Here is a 25,339-nt window from a genome sequence, read left to right as displayed (position 1 = left end):
CGGAGAACGTGCCCCGGCGGGCCCGGCGAGGTGAGCGCCGGGCCTGCGGGCGGTGGTCAGGCGTACGGGTAGAAGCCCGAGCCGGTCTTGCGGCCGAGGCGGCCCGCGTCGACCATCCGCTGGAGCAGCGGGGGAGCGGCGTACAGCGGCTCCTTGTACTCGGCGTACATCGAGTCCGCGACCGATGCCACGGTGTCCAGGCCGATCAGATCGGCCAGCTTGAGCGGACCCATCGGGTGGGCGCAGCCCATCTCCATGCCGTTGTCGATGTCCTCGCGGCTGGCGATGCCCGACTCGAACATCCGGATCGCGGAGAGCAGGTACGGGATCAGGAGCGCGTTCACGACGAACCCGGACCGGTCCTGGGCGCGGATCGGGTGCTTGCCGAGCACGTCCTGCACGACGGCCTCGGCGCGGGCGATCGTCTCGTCCGAGGTGGTCAGCGCGGGGATCAGCTCGACGAGCTTCTGCACCGGGGCCGGGTTGAAGAAGTGGATGCCGATGACCCGGTCCGGGCGCGAGGTGGCGACGGCCAGCTTCACCAGCGGGATCGAGGAGGTGTTGGAGGCCAGGATCGCGTCCTGCCGGGTCACCACCTGGTCGAGCACCTGGAAGATCTCGGTCTTGACCTGCTCGTTCTCCACGACGGCCTCGATGACGAGATCGCGGTCGGCGAACTCCCCGAGGTCGGTCGTGAAGCTCAGACGGCCGAGGGTCTCGTCCCGCTCCTCCGCGCTGATCTTGCCGCGCTCGGCGGCCTTCGAGAGGGAGTTGTGCAGACGGGTGCGGCCGATCTCCAGCGCTTCGCCGGTGGTCTCGGCGACCTTCACTTCGAGGCCGCTGCGCGCGCACACCTCCGCGATACCTGCGCCCATCTGGCCACAGCCCACCACTCCGACGCGTGCAATGTCGGCCATAGAGTCCGTCACCTCGTGCCTTTCGCTGTTCTCCGTATCGCAGGGTCCCGTGTGATTCCGGTGCCCGCCTCGACCCCACGACGTTACTCCGAATGCCGACCCGGACGTCCCGCGGGTCATGGCGGCCACGGATGGGCATGATGCGGTTACGTAGAGCTATCGGAGTCGGGTGCGTGACGTGGTGGAGAGAGGTGGGCCGGGATGCGGCGAACGGGAGTGGCGAGACGGGCGTTCGTGCTGGGCGCGGCCGGACTGGTGGCGGCGATGACGTCGGCCGGTGACGCGGTCGCCTCCCCGGTGGGGAGGCGAGGGGGCGGCGGGCGGCCCGGGGCGGCGCCCGGTCAGGTGCGCGGCATGTGGGTCGCCACCGTCGCCAACATCGACTGGCCGTCCGAGCCGGGGCTCACGGCGGCGCGGCAGGAGGCCGAGCTGTTCGCGTATCTGGACCGGGCGGTCGAGCTGCGGCTCAACGCGGTGGTGTTCCAGGTCCGGCCGACCGCCGACGCCCTGTGGCCCTCGCCGCACGAGCCGTGGGCCGCCTGCCTCACCGGAACCCAGGGGAAGGACCCGGGCTGGGACCCGCTCGGCACGGCGGTGCGCGCGGCGCACGACCGGAGCCTGGAGCTGCACGCCTGGTTCAACCCCTACCGGGTGGCGAACCACACCGACCCCACCCGCCTCATCGCCTCCCACCCGGCCCGGCAGCATCCGGGATGGGTCGTGCCGTACGGCGGGAAGCTCTACTACAACCCCGGGCTGCCGGAGGTCCGCCGCTTCGTCCAGGACGCGATGCTGGACGCCGTGCGGCGCTACGACATCGACGCGGTGCACTGGGACGACTACTTCTACCCGTATCCGGTGGCCGGTCAGACCTTCGACGACGACGCGGAGTTCGAGCGGTACGGAGGCGGTTTCGCCGACCGGGCTGCCTGGCGGCGCGACAACATCGACCGGCTCGTGCGCGAGACGGCGGAGCGGATCCGGCAGATCAAGCCCCACGTCCGCTTCGGCATCAGCCCCTTCGCCGTCTGGCGCAACGCGGCGACCGACCCGCTGGGTTCGGACACCCGGGCGGGCGTGCAGACCTACGACGACCTGTACGCCGACACCCGTAAGTGGGTCAAGGAAGGGTGGATCGACTACATCTGCCCGCAGATCTACTGGTATGTGGGCCAGACGGCCGCCGACTACGCCAAGGTCCTCGCCTGGTGGAGCGGGACCGTCCGGGGCACGGGCGTCGATCTGTACGCGGGCGAGGCGCTGTACAAGGCGGGCGACCCAGCCCAGCCTGCCCCCTGGCAGGACCCGGCGGAACTCTCCCGCCACCTCACCCTCGCCCGGGACCACCCGGAGGTGGGCGGCCATGTCTTCTTCTCCGGGAAGAGCGTGGCGGCCGACCGGATCGGCGCGATGCGGCGCGTGGTGGCCGACCACTACACGGACCGGGTCCGGCTCTACCCGGACCGGGGCCGCACATATCCGCACCGCGGCCGCCCGTCGAGGTGAACCCGTCCCGGTCCCCGGCCCCCGGTCTCCGGCGAGGCGCGGGGGCCGGGACCCGGCGTACGGTCCCGGTCCCGGCGCTCCTACCGCCGCCGCTCGTCCTCCGGCGTCTCCATGTGCTGGACGACGCTGTCGGGGCCCGGTGACATCAGGTGTTCGTGGCCGTCCTCGAAGCGGAGCCGGTACGGGGGAGCGCCCCCGTCGCCGAGCACTTCGATGATCTCGGCGACCCGGTCGTGCTGTCCCACGGTCCTGCCGTGCATCAGCAGCCGGTCGCCCGTGTGTGCCTCCATCGGGAGCGACCTCCTCACAGGGGGAGACGGTGTCCGTGTCGACAAGTCTATGACCGTATGCGCCGGGATTCCCGCGCTGCGCCCCGGCCGGCCCGCTGGGTGGCGGCGATGCAGACGAGCACGGCCACCGCCGCGACCGGAGCCGCGGCGGACATCTCCTCGCCGAGCAGCAGAAAGGACCACACGAGCGTCAGCAGCGGCTGGGCGAGCTGGAGCTGACTGGCCCGGGCGACGCCGATCGCCGCCATGCCCCGGTACCAGACGTACAGCCCGAGGAAGGTCGATCCGGCGGCGACCCAGACCAGGCCGAGGACACCGTGGGCGTTCAGGTGCACGGGTTCGAGGGGCAGGGCCACCAGACTGCCCGCCACCGCGAGCGGCAGGCACAGGACCAGGGCCCAGCCGACCACGTGCCATCCCGGCATCGACCGGGCCAGCCGGCCGCCCTCGGTGTATCCGGCCGCGCACACGAGCAGAGCGCCGAACAGATACAGGTCGCCGGAGGCGAGAGCGCCGCCGCTCTGCTGCACGGTGAAGGCGATCACCACGGCGGCCCCGGCGAGGGCCGCGGTCCAGAACGTGCGCGACGGCCGCTCACCGGTGCGCAGGGACCCCAGCACCGCCGTGGTCAGCGGCAGCAGGCCCACGACCACGGCCGCATGCGAGGTGGTCGAGGTCCGCAGGGCCAGCGTCGTCAGCAGCGGGAAGCCCACCACCACCCCGCCCCCGACGACCGCGAGCCCGGCCCAGTGCCGGCGATCGGGCAGCGGGACGCGCGCGGCCAGCAGCACACTGCCCGCGATCAGGGCGGCGAGCACGCTGCGCAGAGCGACCAGGGACCAGGGGCCGAAGCTCTCCAGGCCCCAGGCCGTGGCCGGAAAGGTGAGCGAGAACGCCACCACGCCGAGCCCGGCGAGCACCGTGCCGCTCCGGCCGGCCGACGGCCCCGGCGCGGGCCTGCTTCCCGGCCCGCCAGCAGCCTCGGGCCCAGCCGCTGTCGACCTGATCGCCGGGGCGGCCTGCAAGGTGCCGACCGGCCGGGCAACTGCTATCGATGTGGACTGGATAGCGCTATTCTCTGCTCTCATGCACGAGCGTAGCAGCGTCGCCGAACTGGTCACTTCCCTGCGGGCCGACCTCAACCGCTACTCACCTGGTGGAAAGCTGCCGTCCAGTCGAGCGCTCGTCGAACGGTTCCGGGTCAGCCCCGTCACCGTCTCCCGCGCCATCGCCCAGCTCGCCGCCGAGGGGCTCGTCGTCACCCGCCCCGGCTCCGGCGCCTTCCGGGCGCACCCCCGCGTCGCACCCCCCGCGCCGGGCGACACGTCCTGGCAGGAGGTGTCGCTGAGCGGCGACGGCGGGCCCGAAGTGGTGCCGCGCACCGTGGACGCCTCCGGGGTGCTCGTCACTCTCGCCGCACCGCCGCCCGGCGTCATCGAGTTCAACGGCGGCTACCTCCACTCCTCCCTCCAGCCCGAGCGGGCGCTCTCCGCCGCCCTGGCCCGCGCGGGCCGCAGGCCGGGCGCCTGGGGCCGCCCCCCGACGGACGGACTGCCCGAACTGCGGTCCTGGTTCGCCCGCGAGATCGGCCCCGCCGTCTCCGGCGCCGACGTCCTGATCACCGCGGGCGGCCAGAGCGCGCTGGCCACCGCGCTGCGCGCGCTCGCCCCGCCCGGCGCCCCGGTCCTCGTGGAGTCGCCCACCTATCCCGGGATGCTCGCCGCCGCCCGCGCCACCGGGCTGCGCCCCGTCCCCGTGCCGATGGACGCCGACGGGGTGCGCCCCGAACTGCTCGCCGACGCCTTCCGGGCCACCGGCGCCCGGGTCCTCGTCACCCAGCCGCTCTTCCAGAACCCCACCGGGGCCACCCTCGCACCGGCCCGCCGCCCCGAGATCCTGGCCATCGCCCGGGCGGCCGGGGCATTCGTGATCGAGGACGACTTCGCCCGCAGGCTCGTCCACGACGACGCCGGACCGCTGCCGGCCCCGCTGGCCGCCGACGACCCCGACGGCGTCGTCGTCCACGTCTGCTCGCTGACCAAGGTCACCTCGCCCAGCCTGCGGGTCGGGGCCCTGGCCGCCCGGGGGCCGGTGCTGGAGCGCCTGCGGGCCATCCAGGTCGTCGACAGCTTCTTCGTGCCCCGGCCGCTCCAGGAAGCCGCGCTGGAACTCGTCGGATCCCCGTCCTGGGGCCGTCACCTCGCCGCCGTCGCCGCCGAGCTGAGGCACCGCCGTACGACCATGGCGGCCGCCCTGAGCGGCGAACTGCCGGAACTCGCGCTGCCGCATCTCCCGGCGGGCGGCGGGAGCCTCTGGCTCCGGCTCCCGGGCAGCGGCGCGGGAACGGGCGCCGACGAGCCGGCCGTCGTCTCGGCCGCCCTGCGCGCCTCCGTCGCCATCGCCCCCGGACGCCCCTACTTCTGCGCCGAACCGCCGGCCGGCCACGTCCGCCTGAGCTTCGCCGCGGTCTCCGGAGCGGCCGAGATCGCGGAAGGCGTCCGCCGCCTCCGTACCGCCTTCGACGGGCTCCCGGGCAGCTGAGGGCACCAGTCCGGCCGGGCCGGGCTCGCAGGCCCTCTTGACCAAACAGGCGTTCGGCCCCACGATCCCGCCATGACGCTTCGGGTCTCCCTGGTCGCAGCGGCGCGCAGCTCCTCCCGGCTGGCCGAACGTTTCGACGACGACCGGCCGCTCGATCAGGCCGGCTGGCACGAGGTGCAGCTCGTCGCCCATACGCTCGTCCCGCTCGGCGCCGCCGAGCTGCGCTACTGCTCGCCCACTCCGCGCAGCCGTGCCACCGGGGACGCCCTCGGCTTCGCGCCGATGGCGCAACCGGCCCTGCGCGACTGGGACATGGGCCGCTGGCGGGGGCTGACGCTGGGCGAGGTCACCGCACGGGAACCGGCCGCCGTCGACCACTGGCTCGCGGACCCGCGCAGCGCCCCGCACGGCGGCGAGTCGATGCTCGGCTTCATCGGACGGGTGGGCGGCTGGCTGGACACCCGCCCCGCCGCCGACGGCCTCGTCGTCGCGGTCGCCGAACCCGCCGTGATCCGGGCCGCCCTCGTCTACGCCCTGAACGCCCCGCCGTCCGCGTACTGGAACGTCGACGTCCGCCCGCTGTCCACCATCACGCTGACCGGCCTGCCGGGCCGCTGGAGCCTGAGCCTGGAGGCGGGCATCCGCTGACCCGGGCGGGGTCCGGGGCCTCCCGGGACCCCGGGGCGCCGGCCCTTCCCTCCGGTCCGACCAGTCGGTACGTTGCGGAGGCATCCGGTTCCGCCGCCGGACCCGCGCCCGCGACGAGGGAGGCCCCGTGCCGCAGATCCACGGCCACTGCGACGACCGGTTCAGCGGAGTCCGGGACGCCTTCGAGGAGAACTTCACGGAGCGCGGCGAACTGGGCGCGGCGGTGACCGTCCTGGTCGACGGGAAACCGGTGGTGGACCTCTGGGGCGGCTGGGCCGACGCGGCCCGCACCCGCCCCTGGGAACGGGACACCCTGGTCAACGTCTGGTCCACCGGCAAGGGCCCGACCGCGCTCTGCGCCCATGTCCTCGCCGACCGGGGCCTGCTCGACCTGGACGCCCCGGTCGCCGCCCACTGGCCGGAGTTCGCCGCGAACGGCAAGGAATCCGTCCTCGTACGCCACCTCCTCTCGCACCGCTCCGGAGTGGCCGGGCCCGACACCCCGCTCACCCTGGAGGAGCTGTACGACTGGGAGACGGCCTGCGCCCGGCTCGCCGCCACCACCCCCTGGTGGGAGCCGGGCACCCGCTCCGGCTACCACGCGATCAGTTACGGATTCCTCGTCGGCGAAGTGGTCCGCCGGATCACCGGGCTGCTGCCCGGGGCGTTCCTCCGGCAGGAGATCACCGGGCCGCTGGGCATCGACTTCACCTTCGGCCTCCCGGAGAGCGAGACCCACCGGCTGGCCGAACTCGTCCAGGAACGCCCCGACCGGGCCGCCCAGGCAGCCCTCCTGGACCGGATGACACCGGTCGCCGTCGCCTCCCTGCTGAACCCGCCCACCGGCCGGGCCGCCGCGAACACGCCCGCCTGGCGGGCGGCGGAGATCCCCGCGGCCAACGGCCACGGCACCGCCCGCGCGGTCGCCGCGCTCTACGGGATCCTGGCCGGGCGCGGCAGCCTCGACGGCCGCCGGATCCTCTCCGAGAAGGCCGCGGCCCGCGTGGGGGAAGGGCAGGGCCCCTGCCGCGACCTCGTCCTCGGCGACGGCTTCGTCCACGAGACGGAGATCGGCCTCGGCCTCTGGCTGAGCGGTGCGAACCGCTCCTACGGCCCCGACCCGCGTGCGCTGGGCCACGACGGCGCGGGCGGCTCCTGCGGCCTGGCCGACCCGGATGCCGGAATCGCCCTCGGGTACGTCATGAACCGGATGGGCTCCCGGCTCGCCGACGACCCGCGCAAGACGGCCCTGGTGAACGCCGTCTACGCGGCGTACGGGGAGGCCGCCGGGAGGTGAGCGGAACAGGACGTCCGACGTGCCGACCCAACCCGGGTTTCACCTGCGGTTGCCAGGAATGTGAGGATGTCACCATGACAACCAAGGTCTACTTCGACATCACCATCGACGACGCGCCCGCAGGGCGTATCACGTTCAACCTGTTCGACGACGTCGTCCCCAAGACGGCGGAGAACTTCCGCGCGCTCGCCACCGGCGAGAAGGGCTTCGGCTACGCCGGCTCGTCCTTCCACCGCGTCATCACGGACTTCATGCTCCAGGGCGGCGACTTCACCCGCGGTGACGGCACCGGCGGCAAGAGCATCTACGGCGAGAAGTTCGCCGACGAGAACTTCCAGCTCAAGCACGACCGTGTGGGCCTGCTCTCGATGGCCAACGCCGGAAAGAACACCAACGGTTCGCAGTTCTTCATCACCACGGTGCTCACCCCGTGGCTGGACGGCAAGCACGTGGTCTTCGGCGAGGTCGCCGACGACGACAGCATGGCCCTGGTCCGCAAGATCGAGGCGCTCGGCTCCTCTAGCGGCCGCACCAGCGCCAAGGTCACCATCGCCGAGTCCGGCGCTCTCTGACCGGTCCGGCAACCCGACGGGCCCGCGGCAGGGCCGTTCCACCGACGTACGCGTCGGCGGGGCGGACCGGCCGCGGGCCCGTGGCATGCGCCCGCCGGTTTCCCTGACACACACCCCCGCACTCGGGCAGAATCTGATGTGTACACGACGGGGGAGACGTGATGAGGCGCACCGATGCCGCACGAGAGCTGGGCGGATTCGTCCGCGAGCACCGCACTGACGGCAGCAGACGTCTACGGCTGGCCGGTGCCCTGCTGGTCACCGGTGTCATCGGCCTCGCCTTCGGAGTGCCCGTGACCATCGCCTCCATCGGCACCACCGACGGCGCACCCGAACTGGCGGGCCTGCTGCTCGGAGTGGGGCTGGTCGGACTGGGTCTCGGGGTATGGCGCCTGACGCAGGCCCTCCGCACGCGGGAACAGTGCTTCGACGTCCACGAGCGGGGGCTGACCCACCGGGTCGCGGGCAACGCCACCCTGATTCCCTGGGCGGACATCGAGCGGATCGGCTCCGCCTCGGCCGAGGACGGCCGCCCGCTGGCCGAGGCCCGGGGGATGGGCTTCGGATTCGCCATCGAACTGCGCGACGCGCGGAAGATCCGGGTCGACACGTTCACCGAGGACGCGCGGGAACTGGCCGCGACGATTCACCGCGCGGTCAGCATGGGCCAGTTCCCCCCAGGGCCGGGGCCGCCGGCCCTGATCCGCCGGACACGCCCCGACGGGCGCGCGTCGTTCACGCGCGCCGGTCGCCGTACTACTGGTCGCCGGACTGCGCGGCCCGCTCGGCGTTGCGCTCCTTGATCCGAGCGGTCTCCTTGCGCACCTCGGCCTGCGTGGCGCGCTCCTTCTCGAGCCACTCGGGCTTCTCGTCCTTCAGCGCGTCGATCTGCTCGGTGGTGAGCGGCTCGGTGACCCCGCCGCGGGCGAGACCCGCGATGGAGATGCCGAGCTTCGCGGCGACGACCGGGCGGGGGTGCGGGCCGGTGCGGCGCAGCTCCACCAGCCAGGCGGGCGGGTCGGTCTGGAGGGCGTTGAGCTCGGTGCGGGAGACGGCACCCTCCTGGAACTCGGCGGGGGTGGCCTGGAGGTACACACCCAGCTTCTTCGCCGCCGTGGCGGGCTTCATGGTCTGGGCGGTCTTGTGCGACGTCATGGGTCCAGGGTATCGACCATGGGACATACCTCCGACCACCTGCCGGTAGCCTGGTTCCGTGACAGGCTCGGACATCCCCTCATCCTTCAGGCTCGCGTACGTTCCCGGCGTGACGCCCACCAAGTGGGTGAGGGTCTGGCACGAGCGGCTGCCCCACACCTCCCTGGAACTCGTCCAGGCCACCGCCGCCGAGGCGCCGGGCCTGCTGGCGGGCGGCGGCGCCGACGCCGGTCTCGTACGGCTCCCGGTCGACCGGGACGTCCTGAGCGCGATCCCCCTCTACACCGAGACGACCGTCGTCGTGATCCCCAAGGACCACGTCGCGACCGCCGCGGAGGAGGTGTCGCTCGCCGAGCTGTCCGACGAGATCGTGCTGCACCCGCTGGACGACCTCCTCGACTGGGAGACCCTGCCCGGCCGTCCCGCCGTCGAGCGCCCGGCGACCACGGCGGACGCGATCGAGCTGGTGGCGGCGGGCGTGGGCGTCCTCCTCGTCCCGCAGTCCCTGGCCCGCCTCCACCACCGCAAGGACCTCACCTACCGTCCGGTCCCGGGCGCCCCCGAGTCACGCGTCGCCCTGTCCTGGCCCGAGGCGGAGGTCACCCCCGACCTGGTGGAGGAGTTCATCGGGATCGTCCGGGGGCGCACCGTCAACAGCACCCGTGGCCGCGCGGCCACCCCGCCGCGCCCGGCGAAGGACAAGGCGAAGGACAAGGCCAAGGCCAAGCGGGGCGGCGCGGGCGGCGGGTCGGCCGCCCGGCAGAAGCCCGCGGCGGGCAGGAAGCCCCAGGCAGGCGGCCGGGCCGGCGGCCAGAGCGGCAAGCGCGGAAAGCCGCGGGGCCGGTAGCGCAAGCCGAGCCCGCCGGGTCCGGGCACGCGCCGGGTCCCGGAACCGCTCGGGAACGCCACCCCACGGGGGTTCTCTCGTTGATGAGGCAACCGCCGTATGCAGGGGAGCGCCCGTCCGATGCCGAACATCCGCAGAAAACAGCACCTGGGCCTCATCGGGGTGCTGCTCATCGCCGTGGCCTTCGCCGGACTCCAGCTGACGGCGGTCACCGGACGGGCCTCGCCCGACACGAAGAACTACCTCTCCTACGCCCTGAGCCTCAGTGGCGAGAGCCGTCAGGAGGCGGGCCGGAGGGCCATCGCCTACTCCTGCGCCAGCGGGCAGCACGCTTCCCTGAGCCCTGTCCCCTGGACCAACAGGAAGGCCGTGGGGGAGTCGGAGGAGCAGTGCGTGCGCCGGCTGAACGACTCGGTCGCGTACTGGACCCGCCACGGCAACACGGAGGGGATGACCGCCCCGTTCGCCAACCAGCGGTTCATGGCCATCTTCGAGGCCAGGCCGGGCTATCCGCTGTTCCTGGTCCCCTTCTTGACCGTCCTCGGCCCCACTTGGGGCCTCTGGCTCGCCGGGCTCGTCATCGCCCTGGCCGGCAGCGTCTGCGTCCTGTTCACCCTCCGCGCCGCGGGCGTCTCCCGGCGCGCCGGTCTGGCCGGGCAGGCCCTGTACCTCGCGCTGCCCACCGGCACCGTCGCCATGAACCCGCTGAGCGACGGACTCTCCCTGGCACTCGGCACGGTGGTCCTCCTCGGCTGTGTCCTGCTGCTGCGGGGCCGGCCTCGTACGGACGTGGAATCCGGGACGAGCACGGGCGTGACGGCCCGGGCCGGTGCGGGGCCCCGCACCGGCGCGGTCCTCGTCGCGGGCGGCCTCACCCTGATGTTCCTCGTCCGCTACTCCCAGGCCCTGCTGCTTGCGGTTGCCCTCGCGGCGGTCTTCCTGGCCTGGTCCGGCCGGCTCCGCCTGAAGCGGCGGCAGCCCGGCCCCGTACTCCGGGCGGCCGGACTGTGCGGTGCGCTGGCGGCGGGCATCTACGCCGGGGCGCATCTGCTGGGGTGGCCCATGGGTCAGGACAGCGCCCAGGACCTGCTGACCCACCACTACCAGCGCCCTGATCTCCCCAACCCCTGGCCCGAGTTCTTCGTGCAGGAGGGGGTCTTCTGGTCGGCGTGGCTGCGCCGCCAGGCAGCCCAGCCGATCCTCCCCGCCCTGCTCGCGCTGTCGGCCTGGGCGCTGCTGAGGCGGCGCTCCGTGGTGCTGCCGATCGCCCTGGCGGCAGGCGCGGCGGGCCTCCTCAACCAGGCGGGCCACCCGAATCTGGGCCAGCTGTACGGCTACCGCCTCATCGTGTTCCTCTGGCTGCTGCCCGCCCTGGCGATCCCGCTGCTCCTGGACCGGCCGCCGACCGACACCGCGCCCGATGACGCCTCACGGGACCCGGCGGGGGCGAAGAAGCCGGCCGGCATGACGGCCCACGGTGTCGCACCGGCCCCCGTGGGCGACACCTCGGGCGAGGTCCGTCACCCCATGCCGCGCAGCTGAAGAAGGTAAGCGGCGGTCAGCGCGACCGCACGGTCCTCGTCGTGCAGAAGCTCCTGGAGAGCGCGTGAGGAACCCGCCCCCGGGACGCCCGCCAGCGCCTGGGTCAGCCGCCCCCGGGCCGACGCGCCGGTGGTCTCGCGGGCGAGGCGGTCGACGAGCTCGGCCGCGATCCGGTCCGCCGCCGCGTCGTCGCCGGCCAGCAGGCTCAGCGCGTCGGCCGCGTCGGTGTCGTTCGTCCCCGCCACGACCAGGTCGACGAGCACCGGGACCGCGTCCGCCTCGCCCCGAGTCCCGAGGGCCAGAGCGGCGTAGCCGCGGACCATGTCATCGGGGCTCGCCAGGGCGTTCCGCAGCAGCGCGGTGGCCTCACCGCCGGGCATCTCGGCGAGGGACCGTACGGCACGCTCCCGTACCGCGGCCACGGGTGAGCCGATCCCCTCCGCCAGCAGCGCGGGGCCGCCGTCGCCCGATCGGGCCAGTGCCCATCGAAGGGCCCCGGCCACATTCGGGTCGCCCTCGCCGAGCGCCGCCTCGACCAGGGCCTCCACCGGCACCTCGTCGACCGAGGCGAGGGCCGCGCGCTGACGGGCGTCGGCGCTCTTGGACCCCAACGCCCCCAGGAGCGTGACGACGTGGAGGACGTCCTCCCAGCCGGCCGGATCCGTGGCGTGGACCCGACGCAGCCGCGTGAGCAACTCGGTCTCCACCGCGATGCGTTCGCGCGTCCGACGGATCAGGTCGTCGACGAGTGCCGAGGGCGTGAAGCCGGGATCGTCGAGGGCGCGCCCGATCTCCCGCAACGAAAGCCCCATCGCCCGAAGGCTCTCGACATGGAAGATCCGCTGGATGTCCTCCCCGGAGTACTCCCGGTAGCCGGACCCGGTGCGGCCCGAGGGCCGCACCAGACCGAGCGACTCGTAGTGCCGGAGCATGCGGGCGCTGACCCCGGACCGTCGCGCGACTTCACCGATCAACACGCCCTAGGGACCTTCCTCAAGGGAGCCGCTGACCCCGCCGGAGCCGCCATGGCCGCCGAGGGCCACGACGCGCTTCGCCTCCTCCACGGCGAGCGTGAATCCGGCGTCCGGGTCGCGCAGCAGCCGTTGCGTGGCGAGCGCGTGCGCGCGGACGAGCGGCTCGGGGGCCCTCGTCGCGGCGTCCACGGCCTGCGTCATCGCGTCCCCCAGCGCGACCAGCGCCTGGCTGAGACTCAGCCGGGTCTCCCGCCCGCCGCGCCCGAGCTGCGTCGCCAGCAGCGCGGCCAACGCGGCCTCCTCCCCTTCCGGTACGAGGACGACCGCCGCTCGCCAGGCACTCCGCGCCACCTCGTCGTCGGCGTCGGTCAGGAGCGCCCGGGTGATCGCCGGCCACGCCCGCCGGTCCCCGATCTTGGACAGCGTGTGCAGCGCCTGGCTCCGCGCCCGCGTCCCCTCGGAGCGGACTTCGCCCAGCAGCCGGGGAAGCGTGACGGACACCGGGTGACGGGTGAGCGCCCAGGTCAGCATGTCGCGTACGAAGAACTCCGGCTCGACCGCGCACCGCTCGACGAGCGTGCCGACGAAGCGCGGGTCCGGCGTCGAGCCGATCGCCAGCGCGGCTCGCAGCCGTACCGACGCACGGTCGTCCTCCAGCCCCCGGAGCGCTCGCACCGTGTCCATGTCGTGTCCCGTGACGGTCATCGAGACCACCTCCTCGGCAAGCAGTGAAGAGCTTGTCACCGTGTCAAGGTCAACCCTGCCGTGTGCTTCGGCCGGGGATCCGGCTCACGGTCCGCGCCAGACGTTGGCGAAGGCCGTGTTCTCGATGGTCCGCCTCTGGCGTACGGCCTCCAGCTCCATCACCGCTTCATGGACGGTGGCGACCACGGTCGTCACCGTCCCGTCGTCGAGGCGGGGCTCGTCGTCGCCGGACGGTCCGCCGTCGATGCCCACGGCCGACGCGAGGGCGGCCAGGACGGGTTCCCCCTCCTCCCGGCGCGCGACGGCCCGGCGGCGGCCGGGAGTGTCGACCAGCTCCACGCGCCTGGGACCGAAGGGCAGCCGGCCGCTCCTCTTCTGCGTGAGTTCGCCGTCCTCCTCCAGGGCGTCCTGGTAAGCGGCCGCGAGGTCCCGGCCGCGCCGCCACAGCCAGTCCTCGATCCGCTCGTAGGGCGGTTGCCCGGTGATCCGTGCGGCGGCCTCGCCGAGCAGCCGGTCGTCCGGCGCCGACGACCCGCCCGGCACGATGAGGTCGCCGTCCACGGTGATGACTCCCGCACCGATGAGATCGAGCAGTTCGGCTCCCGCGAGTGCGAGCGACAGGTCGCCCTGCCCCACGGCGTGATCCGGTACCGGGTCCATGGCGATGATGAACAGGTCTTTCGCCGTGGTCATGAACGGCTCCCCTCGGAGGAATCGGCAAGGAGGGCCCCACCGGCCGCCCCGGCCAGGAGCCGGTTCGACGGCGGGGCGACTGCTACGACCAGTATCGCCTCCGCCCGTGCCGTCGGGTTCTGGCCGGGTCCCGAAGAACTCGATGGCCGTCTCCCGGTGCGATCTCTAGGCTGAACCGGTGAGCCATGGGAAAACCTCGTATGTCTGCCTCCCCTGCCGGGTCTCGTTCAAGCAGCCCCACGACAGGGCCAGGCAGCGGAACTGCCCGCGCTGCGCGGAGCCGATGATCCATGCGGGATCGGCGTTCGCGGCACCGCGCCGGCGGGACGTCGCGGCGTGGCGGGCCCTCGCGGTGCTGCTGAACGCGGGCGTGGGCTTCCACAAGAGCTGCTGTGGCGGGCCCGGGTTCCGTCCACAGACGCTGCGTGAGGTGCGCGAGCGGCTGACGTACGCGCGACGCAGCGGCACACCGGTCGCCGAGGCGCTCGTCCGGTTCCAAGTGCCCTAGGGCCTCCCGTTCGGATCATTCCGGCCTCGGACCCGGCGGAGAGCAGGCGTGTCGGGTGGTGGGGTCCGCCGCGTCCCCGGCGCTCCGTGGAGTGGTGCGGGGCACCCGCAGCCGGTCGTGGAGGACCGCGAAGGCCGTGCACGTGACGGGGAGGGTCACGGCCGCGGTGACCAGGACCCCGACGATGACGGGGGCGAGGACGCCGGCGTAGTACGCGGCGAAGAAGTTGCCCGTGGCCTGCTCGACGAGGCCACGGACGAGGGGCCGCAGCGGCAGGGCGAACTGCACCACCAGCCGGAACACCCCGGCGGTGAGCGCGGCCAGTGGCAGCGCGAGGGCCAGGACGCGGGGCGCTCCGGCCCGCGTCCACGTCAGCGACCAGGAACGGCGCACGGCCGCGCGGGGGCCGAGACCGGCGGCCGCGGCGGCCGGGGCGAGGGTGAGGGCGAGGCGCAGCAGCACCGCGACGAACACGGCAACCGCGGGGGAGGTCTCGACGAGCGTGTGGGGCCACGAACCGCGTTGCAGGGGCTCCGGGGTGTCGAGGTGGTAGCCGGTGAGGCGGTCCGCCACGAATGCGACGAGCAGGGGCAGGGGCCAGACGATCAGGCCGCGCAGCGCGTACACGGCGAGCACCGGTCGCAGCCGGCCCGGGACCGGGTCCCCCGAGCGGTTCTTCCGGGCGGTCGTGGCGGCCTCCGCGGACTCCTCCGCAACCGCCCGCGAGCACACCGCCTGCAGGGCCGCGCCGCCGGTGCCGAGGAGAAGCAGGAAGAGCGGGAGCGTGCCGAGGGCGACCAGCACCAGGTCGGTCGGGTCGTGCAGGTAGGGGTCCTCGACCTGGTGGTACCAGATGCGTTGGTTCCGCATGCGGGTGAAGACGGGCCAGGCGAGCGCGAATACCGCGGCCGTCACCAGCAGCCCGGCCAGTCCGGAGAGTCCGACGATGAGGACCGTCGCACCCGCCAGCGCGCCCCGGCGCCGCCGCAGGACGGTGAACGTCGCGGCGACGAGGCCGGGTTGGGGGATCCCGCTCGTCGGCGGCACCGGGTGGTCGGGTCGTGGGGGCATGGGACCAGCTTTCTCCGCGTTCCGCTCCGGTCAGCTCTGTCGCGTTCCCGGGAGGACGCCGGGCGGGCCCGGCACGGTTCTCCGGCGGGCGTCGCCGCACCGGTGGTGCCGCCTGCCCGCCGGTCCCGCCGGTCGGTTCCGGATCATGATCGGTCGCTTTGTGTGTCACCATGTGTACGCAGTGTCACGGCGCTGTCGCCTCGGTGACCCGTGCGTCAGCGCGCCTGCGGAAACACGTTCCCCCGCGTGGCCCCGATCTCGACCGGCCCTGCCTGCCGGGAGGTGAGGGCCACGGCAACGCCCCCATCACCAGAAGGATTTCACCCATGCGCTTCCGCTCCACCCTTCCCGCCGTACTCGGCGCCGCTCTGCTGCTCGCCGCCTTCCCTTCCTCCGCGTCGGCCGCCGAGGGGCAGTTCCGCTACGACTACGTGACCGTCGAGGGGTACGAGGCGACCGGCTTCCTGAACAGCCCGCCCAGCGGCGAGTGCGTCAACCTCCCGGGCGTCGGCCTGGAGAACCCCGAGCCCGGGCACTCCCCGAAGAACCGCACGGACGCCTGGGCGGAGGTCTTCACGGACGTCGACTGCGAGGGCGCTTCCTTCCCCCTCCGCCCGCACACCGGTGGGGCATCGGAGCGGCTGAAGGTGCGCTCGGTCGTCTTCCACTGACACACCGCGACACATCACTGAGCACGCCGCCGCCCGCGACCCCGTACGGGGCCGCGGGCGGCCGGACGTGCGGCCCCCGGCCACGTCACTCCGGGCGGCGTGTCCGCCGGTGCGGGGCCGCCGAGGCGCTCACCTCGCTGTCGAGCCGGTCGAGCCGGTCGAGCCGGTCGAGTCGGCGGTGCGGCGCCGGGTCTCGGCAAGATGGATGTTGATGTAGCGGACGAGGACCAGCGGGTCCTGGGGGGCGTCGGCCTCGAAGCTGATGCGGCGCAGGAGGCCGACTCCGTCGAGGGCGACGCCCTCGCGGGCGAGGACGAAGACGAGGGTGAGGAACGCGGATCGGGCGTTGCCGTCGTCGAAGGGGTGGAAGAAGCAGACGTCGAGACAGGCGCGGGCGGCGCGGGCGGTCAGGCCGAGCGGCCGGCCGGCGTCGGACGCACTGCCGGCCAGGCACGCGTCGAAGTGGGCGCGTGTATCCGGTCCGATGCCGTAGCGCTCCCGGCCCCCCTTGGCGAATGCGGGCGCGTTGCGGAACCGTGGCGGCCCGGGCGTGTCCAGGACATGCTGCTGCCAGCCGCTGAGCAGGGTGAAGTCGAGCCGCGCTCCGCGTGCCGCGTCGGCTCGGAGCAGTTCCAGGGCGCTGAGGAGACCCTGCGCCCGGGCGGGGGCGATGGCGCCGTCGAAGGCCCGGATGTCCTCCATCGCGCCGTCGCGAAGGGGCACCACCGGCCCGTCGGCACCGCTGTCCGGGATCTCGTGCCACGGCACCGATTCGCGTACCGCGAGCCAGCGCTGCAAGTGGTCCCGGGCGGGCGCGTCCGCGCGACCGCGGCCGTCGGCCGGCTGCAGAGAGAGTGCGAGCTGCTCCGCGACGCCGTCGACCGTCACCGTGTCGGGACCGGTCCAGCTGTGGAACCGTCCACCGATCGCCTCGTCTACCAGGCCGCGGGCCACCTCGGGCGCGACTCCCCAGTGATCGAGGAACCAGGTGAGTACTTGGCGGCAGTGGCCGTGCCAGCCGCTGCCGCACCCGGTGCGGTCGACGACCTGCAGGATCAGATTCCTCGCCGAGCGCTCCCACAGGATCCGCTGGGACTCGATGTCGCTGAGGTCCAGGGGGTACGCCTCGAACCAGCCGACGAGATACTCCAGCCACTCTCGCCACTCTCGCAGAGCCGCCTCGACACGGGCCAGGGTCTCCTCCGGCGTCGTGATCGAGTCGCGCGGACAGCACCAGTTTCCTACCGGCCCGCCGTCGAAGTCCCCCTCGTCGTGAGACCAGCGCCATCCGACGGTCCACCGGCCGTAGTGCTGGACGAGGGCGTACGACATGGCGTCGGCCCAGGACTGGGCCTCGCCATGGCTCCAGGCGCTCATCGCGGGGTCCCCGAAAGGGATATCCGGGCGGATGGGTACACACCGGGCCGGGCCGAGCGAGCGCACCGTCCGCGCGACGGACGCGGCGTCGAAGGCCTGACGGGTGGGGTCCACGTCGTCCCAGGTCAGCGAGTGAGGAGCCAACTCAACGATCACCGCGCAAGCCTGGCACGCTCACCCGGAGTCCCCAAGCGGGTTTCCCCGTACCGATAGATCTTTGCATAAAACTGCGTCGATGCGTATAGTCATGCCATCGATCAGGAGGGTTACCGATGGTGGTACGAGCAGCAGTGGCAGGGGCGAGCGGCTACGCCGGCGGGGAGCTGCTCCGTCTCCTGCTGGCGCACCCGGACGTCGAGATCGGCGCCCTCACCGGGCACTCCAACGCCGGGCAGACGCTCGGGTTGCTCCAGCCGCACCTGAGGCCGCTGGCCGACCGGGTGCTGGAGCCCACCACCGCCGAGGTGCTCGCCGGCCACGACGTGGTCTTCCTGGCGCTTCCGCACGGGCAGTCCGCCGCCGTGGCCGAGCAGTTGGGGGAGGAGGTCCTCGTCGTCGACATGGGGGCCGACTTCCGGCTGAAGGACGCCGGTGACTGGGAGACGTTCTACGGGTCCCCGCACGCCGGGACCTGGCCCTACGGGCTGCCCGAGCTGCCGGGCGGGCGGGCGGCGCTCGCCGGATCGCGGCGGATCGCCGTGCCGGGGTGCTACCCGACCGCCGTGTCCCTCGCGCTCTTCCCGGCGTACGGGGCCGGCCTCGCCGAGCCGGAGGCCGTGATCGTCGCCGCGTCGGGCACCTCCGGGGCGGGCAAGGCGGCCAAGCCGCATCTGCTCGGCTCCGAGGTGATGGGCAACATGACCCCGTACGGCGTCGGCGGCGGGCACCGCCACACGCCGGAGATGATCCAGAACCTCAGCGCCGCCGCCGGTGAGCCGGTCACCGTCTCCTTCACGCCCACCCTCGCGCCCATGCCGCGCGGCATCCTCGCCACGTGCAGCGCGAAGGCGAGGCCCGGCGTGCGTGCGGAGGGCCTGCGGGCCGTGTACGAGAAGGCGTTCGCGGACGAGCCGTTCGTGGACCTGCTGCCCGAGGGGCAGTGGCCCGCCACCGCCGCGGTGTACGGCTCCAACGCCGTACAGGTCCAGGTCGCGTACGACGCGGCGGCCGGGCGGATCATCGTGATCAGCGCCATCGACAACCTCGCCAAGGGCACCGCGGGCGGCGCCCTCCAGAGCATGAACATCGCCCTCGGACTCCCCGAGGACACAGGTCTTTCGACGATCGGAGTGGCACCGTGAGCGTCACGGCAGCACAGGGGTTCTCGGCGGCGGGCATCGCCGCGGGAATCAAGGAGAGCGGCAACCCGGACCTGGCCCTCGTGGTCAACAACGGGCCGCGCCGCGCCGCCGCGGGCGTCTTCACCTCCAACCGCGTCAAGGCCGCCCCGGTGCTCTGGTCGGAGCAGGTCCTCAAGGGGGGCGAGGTCACCGCCGTCGTCCTCAACTCCGGGGGCGCCAACGCCTGTACGGGACCCCAGGGCTTCCAGGACACCCACGCCACGGCCGAGAAGGCCGCAGAGGTGCTGGAGGGCCACAGCGTGGGCGAGATCGCCGTCGCCTCCACCGGGCTCATCGGTCTTCTGCTCCCCATGGACAAGCTGCTCCCCGGCATCGAGCAGGCCGCCGCGGCGCTCAGCGAACACGGCGGCGAGAAGGCCGCCATCGCCATCAAGACCACCGACACCGTGCACAAGACGGCCGTCGCGGGCGGCGAGGGCTGGACCGTCGGCGGTATGGCCAAGGGCGCGGGCATGCTCGCCCCGGGCCTGGCCACCATGCTCGTCGTCCTCACCACCGACGCCGATGTGCCCGCGGAACAACTGGACGCCGCTCTGCGCGAGGCCACCCGGACCACCTTCGACCGGGTCGACTCCGACGGCTGCATGTCCACCAACGACACCGTGCTGCTGCTGGCCTCCGGCGCCAGCGGTATCACCCCGGAACAGGCCGAGTTCGCCGAGGCCGTCCAGTCCGTCTGCGCCGACCTCGCCCGCCAGCTCATCGGCGACGCCGAGGGCGCGTCCAAGGACATCCGGATCGAGGTGATCAACGCGGCCACCGAGGACGACGCCGTCGAGGTCGGCCGGTCCATCGCCCGCAACAACCTCCTCAAGTGCGCCATCCACGGCGAGGACCCCAACTGGGGCCGCGTCCTCTCCGCGATCGGCACGACGAAGGCCGCCTTCGAGCCGGACCAGCTCAACGTCGCCATCAACGACGTCTGGGTCTGCAGAGACGGCGGCGTCGGCGAGGACCGCGACCTGGTCGACATGCGCTACCGGGAGGTCAAGGTCACCGCCGACCTCGCCGCCGGCAAGGAGTCGGCCGTCATCTGGGCCAACGACCTCACCGCGGACTACGTCCACGAGAACAGCGCGTACAGCTCATGAGCACCGCGCGGAAGCACACCGCACTCCCGAAGGCGCAGATCCTCATCGAGGCGCTGCCCTGGCTGACCCGGCACCACGGCAAGACCGTCGTCATCAAGTTCGGCGGCAACGCCATGATCGACGAGGAGCTGAAGGCCGCCTTCGCCCAGGACGTCGTTTTCCTGCGGCACGCCGGCCTCAAGCCCGTCGTCGTGCACGGCGGCGGCCCGCAGATCAGCGCCCAGCTCGACAAGCAGGGCCTGGTCAGCGAGTTCAAGGCCGGGCTGCGGGTCACCACCCCCGAGGCGATGGACGTCGTCCGGATGGTGCTCGCCGGACAGGTCCAGCGCGAGCTCGTCGGCCTCCTCAACCAGCACGGCCCCCTCGCCGTCGGCATGACCGGCGAGGACGCCCACACCATCACCGCCACCCAGCACCGGCCCACCATCGACGGCGAGCTCGTCGACATCGGCCGGGTCGGCGAGATCACCGCCATCGACACCGGGGCCATCCAGGCGCTGCTGGACGACGGCCGCATCCCGGTCATCTCCTCCATCGCCCGCTCCGCCGACGACCATCACGTCTACAACGTCAACGCCGACACCGCGGCCGCCGCGCTCGCCGCAGCCCTGAACGCCGAGACCCTGATGGTCCTCACCGACGTCGAGGGGCTCTACGAGGACTGGCCCAACAGCGACGACGTCATCAGCCGGCTCACCGCGAGCCAGCTGGAGAAACTGCTGCCCGAGCTGTCCAGCGGCATGGTCCCCAAGATGCAGGGCTGTCTGCACGCGGTGCGCAACGGCGTCGAGACCGCCCGCGTCATCGACGGCCGCGTCCAGCACTCGATCCTGCTGGAGATCTTCACCGACGAGGGCATCGGCACGATGGTCGTGCCGGACGCCCCCATCGACGTACACGGAACACCGGCAGGGCACGCACACCAGCAGCAGGGGGAATCATGACCGGCGCCGAAGGACTCACCCAGCGGTGGCAGGGCGCGCTGATGGACAACTACGGCACGCCCCGGCTGCCGCTCGTCCGCGGCGAGGGCGCCCATGTGTGGGACGAGGAAGGCATCCGCTACCTCGACTTCGTCGGCGGCATCGCGGTCAACGCCCTCGGCCACGCCCACCCCGCCGTCGTCGAGGCCGTCTCCACCCAGATCGCCTCCCTCGGGCACGTATCGAACCTGTTCATCGCCGAGCCGCCCGTCGCGCTCGCCGAGCGGCTGCTCCAGCTGTTCGGCCGTCAGGGGCGGGTCTTCTTCTCCAACTCCGGCGCGGAGGCCAACGAGGCCGCCTTCAAGATCGGCCGGCTCACCGGACGCACCCACATGGTCGCCACCGACGGCGGCTTCCACGGCCGGACGATGGGCGCGCTCGCCCTGACCGGCCAGCCCGGGAAGCAGGAGCCCTTCCGCCCGCTGCCCGGTGACGTCACCCACGTTCCGTACGGGGACGCCGACGCGCTGAGGGCCGCGGTGACCACCGGCACCGCGCTGGTCGTCATCGAGCCGATGCAGGGGGAGAACGGCGTCGTCGTCCCGCCCAAGGGCTATCTGGAGGCCGCCCGGGAGATCACCCGGGCGACCGGCGCCCTGCTCGTCCTGGACGAGGTCCAGACCGGCATCGGCCGTTGCGGCCAGTGGTTCGAGCACCAGGCGCACCAAGGCGTCGAGCCGGACATCGTCACCCTCGCCAAGGGCCTCGGCGGCGGACTGCCGATCGGCGCGACGGTCGCCTTCGGCCCGGCGGCCGACCTGCTGAAGCCGGGGCACCACGGCACGACGTTCGGCGGCAACCCGGTCGCCTGCGCCGCCGGACTCGCCGTCATCGACACCCTCGCGGCCGACGGCGTGCTCGCCGACGTCAAACGGCTCGGGGAGAAGATCCGCGACGGCGTGGAGGCGCTGGGACACCCGCTGGTCTCCCACGTCCGCGGCTCGGGCCTGCTGCTGGGTATCGTGCTCACCGGACCCCTCGCACCGCAGGTGCAGCAGGCGGCCCAGGGAGCCGGCCTCCTGGTGAACGCGCCCGCCCCCGATGTCGTACGGCTCATGCCGCCGCTGATCATCGGTGACGCGGAGGTGGACGCGTTCCTGGAGATCCTGCCGAGCGCTCTCGACGCGGCATACGGGGACGGACGATCCGGAGCATGACCCTCCGGAGAATGAGGCGACGACGATGACCGAGGCGCAGGAATCCGAGCACGGCGGGCCGTCCGTGCCGCAGACCCGCACCGCCCGCCACCGCCGGATCGTGGACATCCTGAACCGGCAGCCGGTCCGCTCGCAGAGCCAGCTGGCCAAGCTCCTCGCCGACGACGGGCTGAGCGTCACCCAGGCGACGCTCTCCCGCGACCTGGACGAGCTGGGCGCGGTGAAGATCCGCAACACCGGCGGCGAGCTGATCTACGCGGTGCCGAGCGAGGGCGGATTCCGCACCCCGCAGGCGCCGCTGGGCGGTTCGGCCAAGGAGGAGCGGATGCGCCGGCTCTCTGCCGAACTGCTCATCTCCGCGGAGGCCTCGGCCAACCTCGTGGTCCTGCGCACCCCGCCGGGCGCGGCCCAGTTCCTCGCCTCGGCCATCGACCAGGCCGAACTGCACGACATCCTCGGCACCATCGCGGGCGACGACACGCTGATGCTCATCAGCCGCGACCCGAACGGCGGCCAGGCGCTCGCCGACCACCTGCTGAGACTCGCTCAGAACGACCGCTGAGCAGCCCTGTTCAGTAGCGCGTGATCGCGGTCGGGCCCGAGGAGGTGCCGACCGCGATGTGCGGTTCGCGCGCCGGGTCCGCCCAGGCGAGGATCTCCGCCATGGCGTCGGCCGGGACCGAGACGCACCCGGCCGTCGCCCCGCGCCCGTTCACATGCAGGAAGATCCCCGCGCCCCGGCCCCGTACCGGACGGTCGTAGTTGAAGCCGATCACCAGCGCGCGGGCGTACTGCGTGCCGTAGGAGACCAGGTGCTCGGCCTCCGCCGCCCGGCAGTGGGCGGGGCGCGGCTCCACCCAGCGGTTGTACGCGCGCGAGTCGTTGTCCTGGCACCACCAGGAGTCCTCGGTGACCTCGCGGTACGGATACGTCGTGCCGGCCGGGGCGTCCTCGATGCCGAAGGCGTACGGCAGGTCGTACAGCCCGGTGGGCGTGGTGCTGGTGCCCTGCTCCCGGGTCGCCCCCTCGGCCAGCCCGCCCCCACCGAACCGCGCGGGCGCCGACCCGGCCTCCTTCCAGCTGCCCCCGCGCCGCTCCCACCAGGTCACGGTCCCTGTCGTGGAGCCGGTGTCCGGGGCCTCGGCGGTGATCAGCTGGGAGCCGCCGCCCGTGTCCGCCAGCCGGTCCGGCAGGACAGGGCGATCGGCTCCGCCGGGTCCGGCCCCGAGGGAGCAGGCCAGGGCGAGGAGTACGGCGGTGGTCACCAGTGATCTGCGCATGCTCCGGACCGTACGGCGGCCGGCGGCCGTGCCCCACCGGACCTGCTCCGTACGGCCCAGCGGCTCACTCCGGACGGGGCGGGCTCACTCGGGGAGCGCGGCCGGCAGGGGCGGCAGCGGGAGCGGCAGGCCCGGCAGCCCGTCGATGCTCGTCGCGATGTCCTCCTTCTTCGCGAAGTAGGCGCTGAGGCTCTCGTCGTCGTCGCGCTCGAACCGGTCCGCGTGCAGCGTGCGGTCCTCGTCGTAGCTCAGGAACGGCACGCCGAACCCACAGGTGTCGCGGATCAGTTCGGCGGTCACCACGATGATCGCGCGCAGCCCGTGCGAGGCCGGGGCGGCTCCGGGGAAGCGGGCGAGGAGCGCCGGGAACCGGGGGTCGTCGCGGAAGACCGGCTCACCCCGGCCGTGCACGCGCACGATGTTCGGCGGTCCCTGGAAGGCGCACCACATCAGGGTGATGCGTCCGTTCTCCCGGAGGTGGGCGACGGTCTCGGCGTTGCTCCCGGCGAAGTCCAGGTAGGCGACGGTCCGCTCGTCGAGGACGGCGAAGGAACCGGAGAGGCCCTTGGGGGAGAGGTTCACCGTGCCGTCGGAGTCCAGCGGGGCGGTGGCCGTGAAGAAGATGTGCTGTTCCTCGATGAAGGTTCTGAGCCGTCCGTCGATGCGCTCATGCGTTTTTCCCATGAGGTGATTATCGGCCTCCGGTCCGAGCGGCGAGCAGGGCATTTCACCATCCGGGCCTTGGTGTGCGACGCCGCTCGGCTTGCCGTCTCCGTGCGCCCGCGCGGTCGAGCGAACCGCCCTGACCTGCTGTTTTGACAAACAATACGGAGGACTGCATAGTTATACCCATCAGTGATTGCACCGTAAGGAGAAACCCGTGACCGAGCGCGTCGTACTCGCCTACTCGGGCGGCCTGGACACCTCCGTCGCCATCGGCTGGATCGCCGAGGAGACGGGCGCCGAGGTCATCGCCGTTGCCGTGGACGTCGGCCAGGGCGGCGAGGACCTGGACGTCATCCGCAAGCGCGCGCTCGCCTGCGGTGCCGTCGAAGCCGAGGTCGCGGACGCCAAGGACGAGTTCGCCGAGGAGTACTGCCTCCCGGCGATCAAGGCCAACGCCCTCTACATGGACCGCTACCCGCTGGTCTCGGCCCTCTCCCGGCCGACCATCGTCAAGCACCTCGTCGCCGCCGCCCACAAGCACAACGCCGGGATCGTCGCCCACGGCTGCACCGGCAAGGGCAACGACCAGGTCCGCTTCGAGGCCGGCATCTCCGCGCTCGGCCCCGACCTGAAGTGCATCGCCCCGGTCCGCGACTACGCGATGACCCGGGACAAGGCGATCGCCTTCTGCGAGGAGAAGAACCTCCCGATCGCGACCACCAAGAAGTCCCCGTACTCCATCGACCAGAACGTCTTCGGGCGCGCCGTCGAGACGGGCTTCCTGGAGGACATCTGGAACGCGCCGATCGAGGACATCTACGAGTACACCGAGAACCCCGCCGTCCAGCGTGAGGCCGACGAGGTCGTCATCTCCTTCAAGGAGGGCGTGCCCGTAGCCATCGACGGCCGTCCCGTCACCGTGCTCCAGGCGATCCAGCAGCTCAACGAGCGGGCCGGCGCGCAGGGCATCGGCCGGATCGACATGGTCGAGGACCGGCTCGTGGGCATCAAGTCCCGCGAGGTGTACGAGGCGCCGGGCGCCATCGCGCTGATCACCGCCCACCAGGAGCTGGAGAACGTCACCGTCGAGCGCGAGCTGGCCCGCTACAAGCGGCAGGTCGAGCAGCGCTGGGGCGAGATGGTCTACGACGGCCTGTGGTTCTCCCCGCTGAAGCGGGCCCTGGACGGCTTCATCAACGAGGCCAACCAGCACGTCACCGGCGACATCCGGATGACCCTGCACGGCGGCCGCGCCGTCGTCACCGGCCGGAAGTCCGAGGAGTCGCTGTACGACTTCAACCTCGCCACCTACGACTCGGGCGACACCTTCGACCAGTCCAAGGCGCAGGGCTTCATCGAGATCTTCGGCCTCTCCTCCAAGATCGCGGCCAAGCGCGACCTCGCCTGACCCTCCTTCGTTGAACAGCCGCCTCCCCGTCGTCACGCGGCAGGGAGGCGGCCGCATATCCGCACCTTGGCCTACGCCT

27 protein-coding genes are annotated in these 25,339 nt (G+C 72.7%); 16 read left to right on the top strand and 11 right to left on the bottom strand.

Features of this window, described 5'->3' with window-relative positions:
* Positions 1 to 56 precede the first annotated feature (56 nt).
* Positions 57 to 917, bottom strand: coding sequence for a 3-hydroxybutyryl-CoA dehydrogenase (locus tag IE272_RS17460; protein WP_032793898.1), 861 nt, complete (start codon positions 915 to 917; stop codon positions 57 to 59).
* Positions 918 to 1,118: 201 nt separating this feature from the next.
* Between IE272_RS17460 and IE272_RS17455 the strand changes: the two genes are divergently transcribed.
* A complete protein-coding gene (locus tag IE272_RS17455) occupies positions 1,119 to 2,423 on the top strand; it encodes a glycoside hydrolase family 10-like protein (RefSeq protein ID WP_229897333.1) in 1,305 nt (434 codons plus the stop codon).
* 80 nt (positions 2,424 to 2,503) lie between these two features.
* Here IE272_RS17455 and IE272_RS17450 read toward each other — a convergent pair whose 3' ends face one another.
* Both IE272_RS17450 and IE272_RS17445 read right to left on the bottom strand, forming a co-directional pair.
* Positions 2,504 to 2,713: a DUF1918 domain-containing protein gene (locus IE272_RS17450; RefSeq protein ID WP_032793896.1), complete on the bottom strand. Its 210-nt coding sequence runs from the start codon at positions 2,711 to 2,713 to the stop codon at positions 2,504 to 2,506.
* Between the two features lie 47 nt (positions 2,714 to 2,760).
* Positions 2,761 to 3,801 carry a DMT family transporter gene (locus IE272_RS17445; RefSeq protein ID WP_190007224.1) on the bottom strand — a complete coding sequence of 347 codons (1,041 nt, stop codon included), beginning with the start codon at positions 3,799 to 3,801 and terminating at the stop codon, positions 2,761 to 2,763.
* Between IE272_RS17445 and IE272_RS17440 the strand changes: the two genes are divergently transcribed.
* From IE272_RS17440 to IE272_RS17420, 5 genes are all read left to right on the top strand, one after another.
* Positions 3,800 to 5,254 (top strand): aminotransferase-like domain-containing protein, encoded by a 1,455-nt coding sequence (locus IE272_RS17440; protein WP_056703161.1) that lies wholly within the window; start codon positions 3,800 to 3,802, stop codon positions 5,252 to 5,254. The two genes, IE272_RS17445 and IE272_RS17440, sit on opposite strands and share 2 nt — an antisense overlap.
* A 72-nt stretch (positions 5,255 to 5,326) precedes the next feature.
* Positions 5,327 to 5,902, top strand: coding sequence for a histidine phosphatase family protein (locus tag IE272_RS17435; RefSeq protein ID WP_007457533.1), 576 nt, complete (start codon positions 5,327 to 5,329; stop codon positions 5,900 to 5,902).
* Positions 5,903 to 6,029: 127 nt separating this feature from the next.
* Complete coding sequence (locus IE272_RS17430) at positions 6,030 to 7,199, top strand: serine hydrolase domain-containing protein (RefSeq protein ID WP_057661704.1); 1,170 nt, start codon at positions 6,030 to 6,032, stop codon at positions 7,197 to 7,199.
* Between the two features lie 74 nt (positions 7,200 to 7,273).
* Positions 7,274 to 7,771 carry a peptidylprolyl isomerase gene (locus IE272_RS17425; RefSeq protein ID WP_050359445.1) on the top strand — a complete coding sequence of 166 codons (498 nt, stop codon included), beginning with the start codon at positions 7,274 to 7,276 and terminating at the stop codon, positions 7,769 to 7,771.
* Positions 7,772 to 7,932: 161 nt separating this feature from the next.
* Positions 7,933 to 8,574: a hypothetical protein gene (locus tag IE272_RS17420; protein ID WP_229897332.1), complete on the top strand. Its 642-nt coding sequence runs from the start codon at positions 7,933 to 7,935 to the stop codon at positions 8,572 to 8,574.
* Here IE272_RS17420 and IE272_RS17415 read toward each other — a convergent pair.
* Positions 8,528 to 8,926: a DUF5997 family protein gene (locus IE272_RS17415; protein ID WP_050359443.1), complete on the bottom strand. Its 399-nt coding sequence runs from the start codon at positions 8,924 to 8,926 to the stop codon at positions 8,528 to 8,530. The two genes, IE272_RS17420 and IE272_RS17415, sit on opposite strands and share 47 nt — an antisense overlap.
* Before the next feature lie 58 nt (positions 8,927 to 8,984).
* Between IE272_RS17415 and IE272_RS17410 the strand changes: the two genes are divergently transcribed.
* Both IE272_RS17410 and IE272_RS17405 read left to right on the top strand, forming a co-directional pair.
* The gene (locus IE272_RS17410; RefSeq protein ID WP_073960278.1) at positions 8,985 to 9,773 is read left to right on the top strand and encodes a LysR family transcriptional regulator substrate-binding protein; all 789 of its coding nucleotides are present in this window, start codon (positions 8,985 to 8,987) and stop codon (positions 9,771 to 9,773) included.
* A gap of 120 nt (positions 9,774 to 9,893) precedes the next feature.
* Positions 9,894 to 11,315 (top strand): hypothetical protein, encoded by a 1,422-nt coding sequence (locus IE272_RS17405; RefSeq protein WP_190007223.1) that lies wholly within the window; start codon positions 9,894 to 9,896, stop codon positions 11,313 to 11,315.
* Here the strand turns inward: IE272_RS17405 and IE272_RS17400 are convergent.
* The 3 genes from IE272_RS17400 to IE272_RS17390 all read right to left on the bottom strand — a co-directional run bounded on the left by IE272_RS17400 (position 11,294) and on the right by IE272_RS17390 (position 13,687).
* Positions 11,294 to 12,292: a MerR family transcriptional regulator gene (locus IE272_RS17400; RefSeq protein ID WP_190007222.1), complete on the bottom strand. Its 999-nt coding sequence runs from the start codon at positions 12,290 to 12,292 to the stop codon at positions 11,294 to 11,296. The genes IE272_RS17405 and IE272_RS17400 overlap by 22 nt on opposite strands.
* A gap of 3 nt (positions 12,293 to 12,295) precedes the next feature.
* Positions 12,296 to 12,994 (bottom strand): HEAT repeat domain-containing protein, encoded by a 699-nt coding sequence (locus IE272_RS17395; RefSeq protein ID WP_190007221.1) that lies wholly within the window; start codon positions 12,992 to 12,994, stop codon positions 12,296 to 12,298.
* An 84-nt stretch (positions 12,995 to 13,078) separates the two neighbouring features.
* On the bottom strand, positions 13,079 to 13,687 hold the full coding sequence (locus IE272_RS17390) for a GOLPH3/VPS74 family protein (RefSeq protein ID WP_190007220.1): 609 nt from the start codon (positions 13,685 to 13,687) through the stop codon (positions 13,079 to 13,081).
* A 178-nt stretch (positions 13,688 to 13,865) separates the two neighbouring features.
* Between IE272_RS17390 and IE272_RS17385 the strand changes: the two genes are divergently transcribed.
* A complete protein-coding gene (locus IE272_RS17385; RefSeq protein WP_190007219.1) occupies positions 13,866 to 14,195 on the top strand; it encodes a deoxyxylulose-5-phosphate synthase in 330 nt (109 codons plus the stop codon).
* Between the two features lie 15 nt (positions 14,196 to 14,210).
* On the opposite strand, the gene IE272_RS17380 is transcribed toward IE272_RS17385, so the two are convergent.
* The gene (locus tag IE272_RS17380) at positions 14,211 to 15,266 is read right to left on the bottom strand and encodes a hypothetical protein (RefSeq protein WP_229897331.1); all 1,056 of its coding nucleotides are present in this window, start codon (positions 15,264 to 15,266) and stop codon (positions 14,211 to 14,213) included.
* 326 nt (positions 15,267 to 15,592) lie between these two features.
* On the opposite strand from IE272_RS17380, the gene IE272_RS17375 reads away from it, so the two are divergent.
* The gene (locus IE272_RS17375) at positions 15,593 to 15,937 is read left to right on the top strand and encodes a hypothetical protein (protein ID WP_050359436.1); all 345 of its coding nucleotides are present in this window, start codon (positions 15,593 to 15,595) and stop codon (positions 15,935 to 15,937) included.
* Between the two features lie 129 nt (positions 15,938 to 16,066).
* Here IE272_RS17375 and IE272_RS17370 read toward each other — a convergent pair whose 3' ends face one another.
* Positions 16,067 to 17,314: a cell filamentation protein Fic gene (locus IE272_RS17370; RefSeq protein ID WP_308433856.1), complete on the bottom strand. Its 1,248-nt coding sequence runs from the start codon at positions 17,312 to 17,314 to the stop codon at positions 16,067 to 16,069.
* Positions 17,315 to 17,586: 272 nt separating this feature from the next.
* Here IE272_RS17370 and argC point away from each other — a divergent pair, with 272 nt between their 5' ends.
* The 5 genes from argC to IE272_RS17345 are packed head-to-tail and all read left to right on the top strand — an operon-like array spanning position 17,587 to position 22,468.
* The gene (gene argC / locus IE272_RS17365) at positions 17,587 to 18,615 is read left to right on the top strand and encodes an N-acetyl-gamma-glutamyl-phosphate reductase (RefSeq protein ID WP_056703188.1); all 1,029 of its coding nucleotides are present in this window, start codon (positions 17,587 to 17,589) and stop codon (positions 18,613 to 18,615) included.
* Complete coding sequence (gene argJ / locus IE272_RS17360) at positions 18,612 to 19,766, top strand: bifunctional glutamate N-acetyltransferase/amino-acid acetyltransferase ArgJ (RefSeq protein ID WP_190007218.1); 1,155 nt, start codon at positions 18,612 to 18,614, stop codon at positions 19,764 to 19,766. The genes argC and argJ overlap by 4 nt, the downstream gene beginning before the upstream one ends.
* Positions 19,763 to 20,710 (top strand): acetylglutamate kinase, encoded by a 948-nt coding sequence (argB, locus tag IE272_RS17355; protein ID WP_050359432.1) that lies wholly within the window; start codon positions 19,763 to 19,765, stop codon positions 20,708 to 20,710. Before argJ ends, argB begins: the two co-directional genes overlap by 4 nt.
* Positions 20,707 to 21,906, top strand: a complete 1,200-nt coding sequence (locus IE272_RS17350; RefSeq protein WP_050359431.1) for an acetylornithine transaminase — start codon at positions 20,707 to 20,709, stop codon at positions 21,904 to 21,906. Before argB ends, IE272_RS17350 begins: the two co-directional genes overlap by 4 nt.
* A 25-nt stretch (positions 21,907 to 21,931) precedes the next feature.
* Positions 21,932 to 22,468, top strand: coding sequence for an arginine repressor (locus IE272_RS17345; protein WP_006123291.1), 537 nt, complete (start codon positions 21,932 to 21,934; stop codon positions 22,466 to 22,468).
* A gap of 10 nt (positions 22,469 to 22,478) precedes the next feature.
* Here IE272_RS17345 and IE272_RS17340 read toward each other — a convergent pair whose 3' ends face one another.
* Together IE272_RS17340 and IE272_RS17335 are read right to left on the bottom strand one after the other, a co-directional pair.
* Positions 22,479 to 23,186 carry a L,D-transpeptidase family protein gene (locus IE272_RS17340; RefSeq protein ID WP_190007217.1) on the bottom strand — a complete coding sequence of 236 codons (708 nt, stop codon included), beginning with the start codon at positions 23,184 to 23,186 and terminating at the stop codon, positions 22,479 to 22,481.
* Positions 23,187 to 23,270: 84 nt separating this feature from the next.
* A complete protein-coding gene (locus tag IE272_RS17335; protein WP_073960288.1) occupies positions 23,271 to 23,870 on the bottom strand; it encodes a pyridoxamine 5'-phosphate oxidase family protein in 600 nt (199 codons plus the stop codon).
* 196 nt (positions 23,871 to 24,066) lie between these two features.
* Between IE272_RS17335 and IE272_RS17330 the strand changes: the two genes are divergently transcribed.
* Positions 24,067 to 25,260: an argininosuccinate synthase gene (locus IE272_RS17330; RefSeq protein WP_007445871.1), complete on the top strand. Its 1,194-nt coding sequence runs from the start codon at positions 24,067 to 24,069 to the stop codon at positions 25,258 to 25,260.
* The last annotated feature ends 79 nt before the right edge of the window (positions 25,261 to 25,339 follow it).

The sequence above is a fragment of the Streptomyces anulatus genome (assembly GCF_014650675.1).
Lineage (GTDB): Bacteria > Actinomycetota > Actinomycetes > Streptomycetales > Streptomycetaceae > Streptomyces > Streptomyces anulatus.
This window is presented reverse-complemented; position numbering and strand designations above follow the sequence as displayed.